Raw genomic sequence first — 12,566 nt, forward strand, 5'->3', positions numbered from 1 at the left:
TCCGGGGGCGCGGTGTCGGCGAACTCGCCTGGTCCGCTACATCCGCGCCGGGACACCCGTCAGCGCCGTCACCACCGGGTCCAGCGCGTCCCGTATCTCGTCGCCGATGGAGCGGAAGAAGGGCAGGGGGGCGCCGTAGGGGTCGTAGACCTCGTCGGCCTCGGCCGTGGGGGCCAGGAGCCAGCCGCGCAGGGCGGCGGCGGCGCGGACCAGGGCGCGGGCGCGCATGACGAGGCCGTCCTCCAGGGGCGGCAGCGTCGCCGGGTCGATCGCGCGGACCAGGCGCGTGAACTCCTTGAGGGTGAAGGTGCGCAGGCCCGCCGAATGGCCCATGGAGATGACCTGGGCGCGGTGGTCGCGGGTCGCGGTCAGGACCAGGTCGGCCCGGATGACGTGCTCGTCCAGCAGCTCCCGGCCCATGAAGCCGGAGGCGTCCGCGCCGAAGTCGGCCAGCACGGTCTCCGCGTTGGCCTCCATCGGCGCGCCCTCGTGGCCCCAGGTGCCCGCGCTCTCCACGATCAGGCCGCCGCCGAGCACGCCGAGGCGCTCGGCGACGAAATGCCGGGTCAGCCGCTCGGTGATCGGCGAGCGGCACACGTTGCCGGTACTGACGTGGAGGATGCGGAAGGTGTCGCGCGGAAACCCGAAGGTCGTCGTCTCCTCCGCGAGGCGCTCCCCGATGCCTATGCCACGCCCCGCTTCAGGGGCCGTCAATTCGCCACCTCAAGGTCGGGTACGACCTTGCGCAGCTCGTCCGGCGAGATGGCGCCCTCGCGCAGCAGCACCGGCACGTCGCGGGAGACGTCCACGATGGACGAGGGCACGTTGCCCGGCGTCGGGCCGCCGTCGAGGTAGACGGAGACGGAGTCGCCGAGCATGTCCTGCGCGGCGTCGCAGGTCTCCGGCGACGGGTGTCCGGTGAGGTTGGCGGAGGAGACCGCCATCGGACCGACCTCGGTGAGCAGCTCGATGGCGACCGGGTGCAGCGGCATGCGCACGGCGACCGTGCCCCGCGTGTCGCCGAGGTCCCACTGGAGGGACGGCTGGTGCTTGGCGACCAGCGTCAGGGCACCCGGCCAGAACGCGTCGACCAGGTCCCAGGCCAGCTCGGAGAAGTTCGTGACCAGGCCGTGCAGGGTGTTCGGGGAGCCGATGAGCACGGGGGTGGGCATGTTGCGGCCCCGGCCCTTGGCGGCGAGCAGATCGGCGACGGCCTCGGCGGAGAACGCGTCGGCACCGATGCCGTAGACCGTGTCGGTCGGCAGCACCACCAGCTCGCCCCGGCGGACGGCGGACGCGGCTTCGCGCAGACCCGTCGCGCGGTCGGTCGCGTCGTTGGTGTCGTATCGCCGTGCCATTTAACGGGCCTCCTCGTACACGAACTGCGGGGTTGACGTCTCGCTGCTCACGGCAGCGCCTTGCGGGCGGTGGCGAACCGCGGCCGGTTGTTGAGGTCGGGGTGATCGGCCGCGTCGGCCCAGCCCCGCTCCTCGGTGAAGATCCACGGCACCTGTCCGCCCTGGGTGTCGGCGTGTTCGATGACGACGACCCCGCCGGGCCGCAGCAGCCGGTGCGCGGTGCGCTCGATGCCGCGGATCAGGTCGAGCCCGTCCTCCCCCGAGAACAACGCCAGCTCGGGGTCGTAGTCGCGGGCCTCGGGGGCGACGTACTCCCATTCGGTGAGCGGGATGTACGGCGGGTTGGAGATGACCAGGTCGACCTGGCCGTCCAGGTCCGGGAACGCGGCCAGGGCGTCACCCTGACGCAGGTCGACCCTGGACCCCTCCACGTTCTTGCGGGTCCAGCGCAGCGCGTCCTCCGACAGCTCCACGGCGTGCACCCGCGAGCGCGGCACCTCCTGGGCGAGGGCCAGCGCGATGGCGCCGGAGCCGGTGCACAGGTCGACGATGCAGGGCTCGACCACGTCCATGGCGCGCACCGCGTCTATGGCCCAGCCGACCACCGACTCGGTCTCCGGCCGGGGCACGAACACGCCCGGTCCGACCTGGAGTTCCAGGTAGCGGAAGTAGGCCCGCCCGGTGATGTGCTGGAGCGGCTCGCGCTGCTCGCGCCGGGCGATGACCTCCCAGTACCGGGCGTCGAAGTCCGCGTCCTTCACGGAGTGCAGTTCGCCGCGCTTGACGCCGTGCACGAACGCGGCGAGCTCCTCCGCGTCGGTGCGCGGCGAGGGCACGCCGGCGTCGGCCAGCCGCTGGGTGGCCTGGGCCACCTCCGATAGCAGCAGGTTCACGCAAGTCCTCCGGAAGTCAGCAAGTCCTCGTGGTTCCTTACGCGGCCGCGAGCTTCGCCGCCGAGTCGGCGTCGACGCAGGCCTGGATGACCGCGTCGAGTTCGCCGTCCAGGACCTGGTCCAGGTTGTACGCCTTGAAGCCGACGCGGTGGTCGGAGATGCGGTTCTCCGGGAAGTTGTACGTGCGGATCTTCTCGGAGCGGTCGACGGTGCGGACCTGGCTGCGGCGGGCGTCCGCAGCCTCCCGCTCGGCCTCCTCCTGGGCCGCGGCGAGCAGCCGGGAGCGCAGGATGCGCAGGGCCTGCTCCTTGTTCTGGAGCTGGCTCTTCTCGTTCTGGCAGGAGGCGACCACACCGGTGGGCAGGTGGGTGATGCGGACCGCGGAGTCCGTGGTGTTGACGGACTGGCCGCCGGGGCCCGAGGACCGGTAGACGTCGATCCGGAGGTCGTTCGGGTTGATCTCCACGTCCACCTCCTCGGCCTCGGGGGTGACGAGGACACCGGCGGCGGAGGTGTGGATACGGCCCTGGGACTCGGTGGCCGGCACGCGCTGCACGCGGTGCACGCCGCCCTCGTACTTCAGCCGCGCCCACACGCCCTGGCCGGGCTCGGCCTGGCCGCGGGTCTTCACCGCGACCTGGACGTCCTTGTAGCCGCCCAGCTCGGACTCGGTGGCGTCGATGATCTCGGTCTTCCAGCCGACGCGCTCCGCGTAGCGCAGGTACATGCGCAGCAGGTCGCCGGCGAACAGCGCCGACTCGTCGCCGCCCGCGCCCGCCTTGATCTCCAGGATGACGTCCTTGTCGTCGCTGGGGTCGCGCGGGACCAGCAGGAGGCGCAGCTTCTCGGTCAGCTCCTCGCGCTGCTGCTCCAGCTCCTTGACCTCGGCGGCGAAGTCGGGGTCGTCGGCGGCCAGCTCGCGCGCGGTCTCGATGTCGTCGCCGGCCTGCTTCCAGGAGCGGTACGTGCCGACGATCGGGGTCAGCTCGGCATAGCGCTTGTTCAGCTTGCGCGCGTTCGCCTGGTCGGCGTGGACCGACGGGTCGGCGAGCTTCTTCTCGAGGTCGGCGTGCTCGGCGACGAGCTCCTCGACTGCCTCGAACATCTTTCGGCTCCTGTACTGCGGTGAAGGGAAGGGGCGGGCGACCAAAAACGCCGGTCCCGGACGCACGCCCTCGCGGACGTACGGCCGTGGACCGGCGAATGGGGGCTCGCTACTTCTTGGAGCCGGCGGCAGCCTTGCCGAAGCGGGCCTCGAAGCGGGCCACACGGCCACCGGTGTCGAGGATCTTCTGCTTGCCCGTGTAGAACGGGTGGCACTCGGAGCAGACCTCGGCACGGATGGTGCCGGACTCGATGGTGCTCCGGGTGGTGAACGAGGCGCCACAGGTGCAGCTGACCTGCGTCTCGACGTACTCGGGGTGGATGTCGCGCTTCAAGGTTTCTCCTAGGTTCCGGGAGGGCTCCGGGTCGCCGCCGCGGGCTGCGGGGACGTGAACCGGGGCCGACGTACCAGTCTGCCAGGACTGGGGCCATCCCCCAAAACCGGGGGTGCGGCTGTTCTATTCCCGGGGCGGAAACGGGGGCGGCTCCGGGGCTCAGCGGGCGGGACCGGGGGCGACCGCAGGGGCTCCGCGGGCGGGACCGGGGGCGACCGCGGGGGGGCTCCGCGGGGGCCCGGGAGGCGGTTGCGGGGGCTCCGCAGGGCGGTTCCGGGGACGGCTGCGGGGGCCGCAGGCGGGACGGGGGGGGCGATCACGCGGGCTCCGCAGGGCGGTCCCGGAAGACGGCTGCGGGGACTCCCGGGAGGCGGTTTCGAGGGGTCCGCAGGCGGGACCGGGGGCGATCGCGGGCATCGCAAGGCGGTCCCGGGAAGACGGCTGCGGGGACTCCGCGGGACGGCCCCGGAAGACGGCTCCGGGGCTCCGCGAGCGGGACCGGGGGCGATCGCGGGGGCGGACCGGGAGCGACCGCGGGGGCTCCGCGGGACGGTTCCGGGAGACGACTGCGGGGGCCGCAGGCGGGATCGGGGGCGATCGCGCGGGTTCCGTAAGGCCGGTCCCGGAAGACGGCTGCGGGAGTCCCGGGAGGCGGGACCGGGGGCGATCGCGCGGGCTCCGCAGGGCGGTCCCGGAAGATGGCTGCGGGGCTCCCGGGAGGCTTGCGGGGGGGGGCTCCGCGGAGGGTCCCGGGAGGCGGTTGCCGGGGCTCCCGGGTGGCGGTTGCGGGGGCTCCGCAGCGGTCCTGGGAGGACCCCGCGGGCGGTTCCGAGAGACGGCTACGGGGGCTCCGCAGTCGTCTCCCGGAAGGCGGTTGCGGAGACTCCCGGGAGGCGGTTGCGAAGGCTCCGGGGGCGGTTGCGGGGGCTCCGCAGCGGTTCTGGGAGGACCCCGCGGGCGGTTCCGAGAGACGGCTACGGGGGCTCCGCAGTCGTCTCCCGGAAGGCGGCTGCGGGGGCTCCGCAGCGGTCCTGGGCGACCCCGCGGGCCGTCCAGGAAGGCGGTTGCGGGGACTCCCGGGAGGCGGGACCGGGGGCGATCGCGCGGGCTCCGCAGGGCGGTCCCGGAAGGCGGTTGCGGAGACTCCCGGGAGGCGGTTGCGAAGGCTCCGGGGGCGGTTGCGGGGGCTCCGCAGCGGTTCTGGGAGACCCCGCGGGCGGTTCCGGGAGACGGCTGCGGGGGCTCCACAGGCCGGTCCCGGAAGACGGCTGCGGGGGCTCCCGGGAGGCTTGCGGGGGGCTCCGCGGAGGGTCCCGGGAGGCGGTTGCCGGGGCTCCGCAGCGGGTCTGGGAGACACCGCGGGCGGTCCGGGAGGTCACGTGGGCGACCCCGGCCGGCCGTCAGCCGCTGATCACGCCGCCGGCCTCGCCCGTGGCCGTGCCCTGCGTGGCCGGCTTCGGGATCGGGCGGTCGTTCTTCAGCGCGTCCCACACCAGCTGGGCCTTGGACTTGACCAGCAGCACCCGGTTGGGGTTCGCCGGGTCGTACTCGACGGGCATGGTGACCATCGTCATGTGCCGGGAGTCGATGCCCTTGAGGCCGTCGGCGAAGTCGATGAGGGAGTTGACCGAGCCGAGGTCGGAGTCGGTGGTGACGGCCTTGGTGGCGGTGTCGGCGAGGTCGTACAGCTTCTTCGGGTCGCTGAACACGCCGACGCTCTTGACCTGGCCGAGCAGCGCCTTGACGAAGGCCTGCTGGAGCTGGATGCGGCCGAGGTCGGAGCCGTCACCGACGCCGTGCCGGGTGCGGACCAGGCCGAGGGCCTGCTGTCCGTCGAGGGTGTGCGTGCCGGCCTTCAGGTCGAGGTGGCTCTGCGGGTCGGCGATGGCCTTGGTGGTGGTGACCGGGACGCCGCCGAGGTCGTCGATGAGCTTCTGGAAGCCCGCGAAGTCGACCTCCAGGTAGTGGTCCATGCGGATGCCGGTGAGGGATTCCACGGTCTTCACGGCGCAGGCGGCACCGCCGGTGGAGTACGCCTCGTTGAACATCACGGCGCTCGCCGCCGGGTGCGTGGCGCCCTTGGTGTCGGTGCACGCGGGGCGGTCCACCAGAGTGTCGCGGGGGATGGAGACCACGCTGGCCTTCTTGTGGCCCTCGTAGACGTGCACGATCATCGCGGTGTCGGAGCGGGCGCTGCCGTCGTCCGTGCCGCCGCCGAGCTTCTTGTTGGAGCCGGAGCGGGTGTCCGAGCCGAGGACCAGGATGTTCTCGGAGCCGTTGTCGATCTTCGTGGGCCGGTCCTTGCCGAGGACCTGGTTGATGTCGACGCTGTGCAGGTTGCCGTTGAGCTTGAAGTACAGGTAACCGGCCCCGGCGCCGCCGAGCACCAGCACGCCCGCAGCCGTCCAGGCCGTCGCGAGCAGGGCCTTGCGGCCGGTGCTGCGGGGCTTGCGGCGCCGTCCCCGGCCGCTTCGGCCGGGCTCCTGGGCGCCGGGCTGGGGTATCGGTTCCGGCATGCTCTCGGCGGACACGGCACTCCTAGGTCTCGTCGATCGGTTACCCCCTGCGGTCAGGGTCAGGCGCGGTCATCACCGCTCCATCGTCCCTCCGTACGGGAGGACGGAGAAACTCGGGACAGCGTTGCACAACGCAGAGTGCCCACCGCGTGCGGCGATGGGCACTGTGTGTAGTCGCCAGGGTCCGGGGTACGGCGCTCACCTGGGGTTTTGGCACCGGTTGTCGTATGTTTCCGGCCGGGTACGGATCGTAACCCTTGTGGCAAAGGTCTCGCGCCGACGCCCTCCGGCATCCATACGGCGAAGAGGCCGCCCCCTGGAAGGGGACGGCCTCTTGTTCGGCGCCGGGGACGTCAGTCGCCGTTGCCGGGGGTCGGCGTCGTCTTCTGGATCTGCATCAGGAACTCGACGTTCGACTTGGTCTGCTTCATCTTGTCCAGCAGCAGCTCGATCGCCTGCTGCTGGTCCAGGGCGTGCAGCACCCGGCGCAGCTTCCAGACGATGCCCAGCTCCTCGGCGCCCAGCAGGATCTCCTCCTTGCGGGTGCCGGACGCGTCCACGTCCACCGCCGGGAAGATGCGCTTGTCGGCGAGCTTCCGGTCGAGCTTGAGCTCCATGTTGCCGGTGCCCTTGAACTCCTCGAAGATCACCTCGTCCATGCGGGAGCCGGTGTCCACGAGGGCCGTCGCCAGGATGGTGAGCGAGCCGCCGTCCTCGATGTTGCGCGCGGCACCGAAGAAGCGCTTCGGCGGGTACAGCGCGGTCGAGTCGACACCACCGGACAGGATGCGGCCGGAGGCAGGCGCCGCCAGGTTGTAGGCGCGGCCCAGGCGCGTGATGGAGTCCAGCAGCACGACCACGTCGTGACCCAGCTCCACGAGGCGCTTGGCGCGTTCGATGGCCAGCTCCGCGACCGTGGTGTGGTCCTCGGCCGGGCGGTCGAAGGTCGAGGAGATGACCTCGCCCTTGACCGACCGCTGCATGTCGGTGACCTCTTCCGGACGCTCGTCGACCAGGACGACCATCAGGTGGCACTCGGGGTTGTTGTGCGTGATCGCGTTGGCGATCGCCTGCATGATCATGGTCTTGCCGGTCTTCGGCGGGGCCACGATCAGACCGCGCTGGCCCTTGCCGATCGGCGACACGAGGTCGATGATCCGGGTCGTCAGCACACCGGGGTCCGTCTCCAGGCGGAGGCGGTCCTGCGGGTACAGCGGCGTCAGCTTGTTGAACTCCGGGCGGCCGCGGCCGTGTTCGGGCGCCATGCCGTTGACGGAGTCGAGGCGGACCAGCGCGTTGAACTTCTCGCGGCGCTCGCCCTCCTTCGGCTGGCGGACCGCACCGGTGAGGTGGTCGCCCTTGCGCAGGCCGTTCTTGCGGACCTGGGCGAGGGAGACGTACACGTCGTTCGGGCCCGGCAGGTAGCCGGAGGTCCGGATGAAGGCGTAGTTGTCGAGGATGTCCAGGATGCCCGCGACGGGGATCAGGACGTCGTCCTCGGCGACCTGCGGCTCGGCGATCTCGTCGCGGCCACGACGGCCCCGGCGGTCCCGGTAACGGCCGCGCCGGCCGCGCCGACCGCCGTCGAAGTCGTCGTCGTCCTGCTGCTGCCGGTCCTGGCGACCGCCCTGCTGGCCCTGCTGCTGACGCTGGCCGCCCTGCTGGTCGTCGCCCTTGTTGCGGCGGTCACCGCGCTCACCACGGTCACCACGCTCACCGCGGTCGCGGTCACGGCCGCGCTCACGGCGGTCGCGGCGGCCACGGCCCTCGCCGTCACCGGCGTCGTTCTTCGCGGACTCGCCCTGCTGCTGCGGCTGCTGGCCGTCGGTCTTGGCCTCGCCCTTCGCCTCGGCGGCGGCCGTCTCGGCGCCCGCGGCAGGGCTGCCGGCCTCGGCGGTGGCGCGACGGCGACGGCGCTCGGCCGGTGCCTCGTCCGCCCGCTCGGCCTCGCTGGCGCGGGCGGTGCCCCCGGCGACGGGCTGCCCCGGAATCTCGATCTGCTGCTGCGCCTTCTCGGCGGACGCCTCGGACTTGGCGGCCTTCTGCGCGCCGTCCGCGCTCTCGCCGGTGCGGGCCTTGGAGGTGGCCCGGCGCTTCGGCTTGGTCTCGGCGGCGGCCTCGGCCTTGGGGGCGCCGCCCTGGGCCTGCGCCTCCTTGATGACCTCGATCAGCTGGCTCTTGCGCATCCGCGCGGTGCCCCTGATCCCGAGGCCCGAGGCGACCTGCTGCAACTCGGCCAGCACCATGCCCTCAAGGCCGGTACCCCGGCGCCGCCGGGAGCCGGCACCGGTGGCAGGCGCGGAGGCGTCCGTGGCGGGCGCGGCAGCGGTCTCCTCGACACGTGCGCCCATCAGATCGGTGGTGTCGCTCACGAAGGGTCCTTCCCTGGAGCGGACGTCGGCCTTCTGGCTCGGCGACCGGTTGTGCTGTCCGGCTACGGTCCTGTCTTCGGTGAACCGTGCCGGGGCGGTGGTCCGCCAACGAACGCGGCGGAAGAGAAATGTGCGGTGATGGCGCTTCCGCGAGCCGTGGCACCCAGTGTCACGTGGCGTGGTCGCACCTGTTCCGGAGCATGCCCTGCGACCGGCTCAGTGCTCGCGTCCGTCGTACTGCCCAGGTACGGCGCACGGAACACGGAGTGGCGTGGGGGGCTCCCGGAAGAATGTCTGTCCCGGACGGGGACACGTGGCACCTCGCCATGGTGAGGTCGGGTGCAGACTTGAGATTAACACTACCGGATCCAACAAACATTCCCCCTCTCCAAATCCGGCAACCGTGTGTCAGGGCGCAAGCGGCAGCACGCTCGCTCCCCGGGTGTCGAGGTCCAGCCGGTTGGCGGCCCAGCCCTCACCCGCGAGGTGGGAGACCTTGTCGGCGGTGCCGGCGTCGGTCAGGGCCATGACGGTGGGTCCGGCGCCGGAGATGACCGCCGGGATGCCGTCCGCCCGCAGCCGCTCCACCAGCGCGGCGCTCTCCGGCATGGCCGGGGTGCGGTACTCCTGGTGGAGGCGGTCCTCGGTGGCGGGCAGCAGCAGTTCGGGGCGCCGGGTGAGTGCCTCCACCAGCAGGGCGGCACGGCCCGCGTTGGCGGCGGCGTCGACATGCGGCACGGTGCGCGGCAGCAGTCCGCGGGCGGTCTCGGTCAGGACCGGCTTTCCGGGCACGAAAACCACCGGAACGATGGAATCGTCGGGGTCCATCCTGATCGCGCGGGCCACGCCGGTCTCCATCCAGGACAGGGTGAATCCGCCGAGCAGACAGGCGGCCACATTGTCGGGATGGCCCTCGATCTCGGTGGCCAGCGCCAGCAGGGCCGCGTCGTCCAGCCGGGCCTCGCCGCCTATGGTCACGGCGCGGGCGGCCACGATGCCTGCGCAGATGGCGGCGGAGGAGGAGCCGAGCCCCCGGCCGTGCGGGATGCGGTTGGCGCAGACGATCTCCAGGCCGCGGGGCTGGCCGCCCAGCAGGTCGAAGGCGGTGCGCAGGGAGCGGACGAGGAGGTGGCGCTCGTCGCGCGGCAGGGTCTCGCTGCCCTCGCCCGCGATGTCGATGTGCAGCCCGGAGTCGGCCACCCGGACGACGACGTCGTCGTAGAGCCCCAGCGCGAGGCCCAGGGCGTCGAAGCCCGGACCGAGATTGGCGCTGGTGGCGGGGGTGCGCACCCGGACGGCGGCGGCACGGAAGGCTGGACCGGCCATCGCTCGAAGACTCTCCTTGAGCTGCGTGACTGTCTGAGACATTCGATACGTACGTGGAGACCCTCGCGCAGTCGGCGCGGCGTTGCCCCTATGCGCAGTGCATATGCAACGAGCGGGTTCGGTACAGCCTATCGAAGGAAGGTTCAGTAGCGACATAGGGCGCACAGGAGGCGCACGATGCGTGTCGTGGGCCCCCTGTGCCCCTGTCGGGGAAGACTCAGGCGAGGCCGAGGCGCTCGGCCGCGGTGGCGGCGTCGACCGGGACGGTGACCGGCTGCGGCGCGCCGGCGACGGCCCAGTCGGGGTCCTTCAGACCGTTGCCGGTGACGGTGCAGACGATGCGCTGGCCCGGATCGACCTTGCCCTGCTCGGCGGCCTTCAGCAGACCGGCGACCGAGGCGGCGGAGGCGGGCTCCACGAAGACGCCCTCCTGTGCGGCCAACAGCCGGTAGGCGCGCAGGATTTCACGGTCCGTCACCTCGTCGATGGCGCCGCCGGATTCGTCCCGTGCCGCGAGCGCGTACTGCCAGGAGGCCGGGTTGCCGATCCGGATGGCGGTGGCGATGGTCGACGGGTCCTTGACCACCTCGCCGCGCACGATGGGCGCGCTGCCGGCGGCCTGGAACCCCCACATGCGGGGCGTACGGGTGGCGGCCTTGTCGGCGGCGTACTCGCGGTAGCCCTTCCAGTACGCGGTGATGTTGCCCGCGTTGCCGACCGGCAGGACGTGGATGTCGGGCGCGTCGCCGAGCATGTCCACGATCTCGAAGGCGGCCGTCTTCTGGCCCTCGATCCGCACCGGGTTGACCGAATTGACCAGCGCCACCGGGTAGTTCTCGCTCAGCGCGCGGGCGAGGGTGAGGCAGTCGTCGAAGTTGCCGTCGACCTGGAGGATCTTCGCGCCGTGCACCAGGGCCTGGCCCATCTTGCCGAGCGCGATCTTGCCCTGCGGCACCAGCACGGCCGAGACCATGCCGGCGCGTACGGCGTACGCCGCGGCGGAGGCGGAGGTGTTGCCGGTGGACGCGCAGATGACGGCCTTGGCCCCCTCCTCCTTCGCCTTGGAGATGGCCATCGTCATGCCGCGGTCCTTGAAGGACCCGGTCGGGTTCGCACCCTCCACCTTGAGGTGGACCTCGCAGCCGGTGCGCTCGGAGAGCACCTGCGCGGGCACGAGGGGCGTGCCGCCCTCACGGAGCGTCACGACCGGCGTGGTGTCGGAAACCGGCAGCCGGTCCCGGTACTCCTCGATGATTCCGCGCCACTGGTGGGTCATTGCTGGTTACTCTCCTTCAACCCGCATGATGCTGGCGACACCCCGCACGGTGTCGAGCTTGCGCAGCGCCTCGACGGTACCGGTGAGGGCGGCGTCGAGGGCCCGGTGGGTGACGACGACGAGGGACGCCTCGCCGCCCTCCCGTCGCCCGCCACCACCCTGTTCGATGGCGGCTTCGCCGCCGCTGCTTACATTTCTGCCCGACTGCCGAACGGTGTCGATGGACACCCCGTGCTCGGCGAAGACCGTGGCGACCTGGGCGAGGACGCCCGGTTTGTCGGCCACGTCCAGGCTGATGTGATACCGCGTGACGACATCGCCCATCGGGGAGACCGGCAGCGCGGCGTACGCCGACTCGCCGGGCCCCGTGGTGCCGTTGAGCTTGTTGCGGCAGACGGCGACGAGGTCGCCGAGCACGGCGGAAGCGGTCGGGGACCCGCCGGCGCCGGGGCCGTAGAACATCAGCCGGCCGGCCGCCTCGCTCTCCACGAAGACGGCGTTGTACGCGCCGCGCACGGAGGCGAGGGGGTGGCTCAGCGGGATCATGGCGGGGTGCACACGCGCCGTGACAGACGCCCCGTCCGCCGCCCGCTCGCAGATGGCGAGCAGCTTGATGGTGCAGCCCATCTCCTTGGCCGAGCGGAAGTCGGCGGCGGTGACCTCGGTCATCCCCTCGCGGTGGACGTCGTCCAGGCGCACCCGCGTGTGGAAGGCGATGCCGGCGAGGATGGCGGCCTTGGCGGCGGCGTCGAAGCCCTCGACGTCGGCGGTCGGGTCGGCCTCGGCGTACCCGAGCGCGGTGGCCTCGTCCAGGGCCTCCTGGTAGCCGGCGCCGGTGGTGTCCATCTTGTCGAGGATGAAGTTGGTGGTGCCGTTGACGATGCCGAGCACCCGGTTGACCTTGTCGCCGGCCAGGGACTCGCGCAGCGGGCGGATCAGCGGGATGGCGCCGGCGACGGCGGCCTCGTAGTAGAGGTCCCGGCCGTGCTCCCCGGCGGCGGCGTGCAGGGCGGCGCCGTCCTGGGCGAGCAGCGCCTTGTTGGCCGAGACGACGGACGCGCCGTGCTCGAAGGCGGTGGTGATGAGCGACCGGGCGGGCTCGATCCCGCCGATCACCTCGACCACGACGTCGATGTCACCGCGTTTGACGAGCGCGGTGGCGTCCGTGGTGACCAGGGCCGGGTCGATGCCCTCGCGCACCTTGGCCGGACGGCGTACGGCGACCCCGGCGAGCTCCACCGGGGCGCCGATCCTCTGGGCGAGGTCGTCGGCGTGCGTCGTCATGATGCGCGCCACCTCTGAGCCGACAACCCCACAGCCCAGCAGCGCCACCTTCAGCGGACGCGTACGCATCATCCGACCTCGTTTCCTCTTACCGTCTACGGT

General features: G+C 72.0%; 10 protein-coding genes. All 10 read right to left on the bottom strand.

Going from position 1 to position 12,566, the window contains the following annotated elements; translation table 11 throughout:
* Positions 1–36 precede the first annotated feature (36 nt).
* The 10 genes from ACE4Q9_RS10720 to ACE4Q9_RS10765 all read right to left on the bottom strand — a co-directional run bounded on the left by ACE4Q9_RS10720 (position 37) and on the right by ACE4Q9_RS10765 (position 12,536).
* On the bottom strand, positions 37–714 hold the full coding sequence (locus ACE4Q9_RS10720) for a protein-tyrosine-phosphatase (RefSeq protein ID WP_397984012.1): 678 nt from the start codon (positions 712–714) through the stop codon (positions 37–39).
* Entirely contained in the window at positions 711–1,358 is a 648-nt protein-coding gene (locus tag ACE4Q9_RS10725) for an L-threonylcarbamoyladenylate synthase (RefSeq protein ID WP_397984013.1), read from the bottom strand. The genes ACE4Q9_RS10720 and ACE4Q9_RS10725 overlap by 4 nt, the downstream gene beginning before the upstream one ends.
* A 47-nt stretch (positions 1,359–1,405) precedes the next feature.
* Positions 1,406–2,251 (bottom strand): peptide chain release factor N(5)-glutamine methyltransferase, encoded by an 846-nt coding sequence (prmC, locus tag ACE4Q9_RS10730; RefSeq protein ID WP_397984014.1) that lies wholly within the window; start codon positions 2,249–2,251, stop codon positions 1,406–1,408.
* 37 nt (positions 2,252–2,288) lie between these two features.
* A complete protein-coding gene (gene prfA / locus ACE4Q9_RS10735) occupies positions 2,289–3,356 on the bottom strand; it encodes a peptide chain release factor 1 (RefSeq protein ID WP_397984015.1) in 1,068 nt (355 codons plus the stop codon).
* Between the two features lie 109 nt (positions 3,357–3,465).
* On the bottom strand, positions 3,466–3,690 hold the full coding sequence (gene rpmE, locus ACE4Q9_RS10740; protein ID WP_019326867.1) for a 50S ribosomal protein L31: 225 nt from the start codon (positions 3,688–3,690) through the stop codon (positions 3,466–3,468).
* 1,400 nt (positions 3,691–5,090) lie between these two features.
* Positions 5,091–6,221, bottom strand: coding sequence for an LCP family protein (locus ACE4Q9_RS10745; protein WP_397984016.1), 1,131 nt, complete (start codon positions 6,219–6,221; stop codon positions 5,091–5,093).
* A 338-nt stretch (positions 6,222–6,559) separates the two neighbouring features.
* Positions 6,560–8,578: a transcription termination factor Rho gene (rho, locus tag ACE4Q9_RS10750; RefSeq protein ID WP_397984017.1), complete on the bottom strand. Its 2,019-nt coding sequence runs from the start codon at positions 8,576–8,578 to the stop codon at positions 6,560–6,562.
* 408 nt (positions 8,579–8,986) lie between these two features.
* A complete protein-coding gene (thrB, locus tag ACE4Q9_RS10755) occupies positions 8,987–9,904 on the bottom strand; it encodes a homoserine kinase (protein WP_397984018.1) in 918 nt (305 codons plus the stop codon).
* Between the two features lie 217 nt (positions 9,905–10,121).
* Entirely contained in the window at positions 10,122–11,180 is a 1,059-nt protein-coding gene (gene thrC / locus ACE4Q9_RS10760; protein WP_397984019.1) for a threonine synthase, read from the bottom strand.
* A 6-nt stretch (positions 11,181–11,186) separates the two neighbouring features.
* Positions 11,187–12,536, bottom strand: a complete 1,350-nt coding sequence (locus ACE4Q9_RS10765) for a homoserine dehydrogenase (protein ID WP_397984020.1) — start codon at positions 12,534–12,536, stop codon at positions 11,187–11,189.
* Positions 12,537–12,566: the final 30 nt, after the last annotated feature.

This window comes from Streptomyces sp. AM6-12 (assembly GCF_044327085.1).
Taxonomy (GTDB): Bacteria; Actinomycetota; Actinomycetes; order Streptomycetales; family Streptomycetaceae; genus Streptomyces.

Coding starts and splice junctions, on each gene's coding strand:
- ACE4Q9_RS10725 (WP_397984013.1), bottom strand. CDS start 1,358: ATGGCACGGCGATACGACACCAACGACGCGACCGACCGCGCGACGGGT.
- prfA (WP_397984015.1), bottom strand. CDS start 3,356: ATGTTCGAGGCAGTCGAGGAGCTCGTCGCCGAGCACGCCGACCTCGAG.
- thrB (WP_397984018.1), bottom strand. CDS start 9,904: ATGGCCGGTCCAGCCTTCCGTGCCGCCGCCGTCCGGGTGCGCACCCCC.
- thrC (WP_397984019.1), bottom strand. CDS start 11,180: ATGACCCACCAGTGGCGCGGAATCATCGAGGAGTACCGGGACCGGCTG.
- ACE4Q9_RS10765 (WP_397984020.1), bottom strand. CDS start 12,536: ATGATGCGTACGCGTCCGCTGAAGGTGGCGCTGCTGGGCTGTGGGGTT.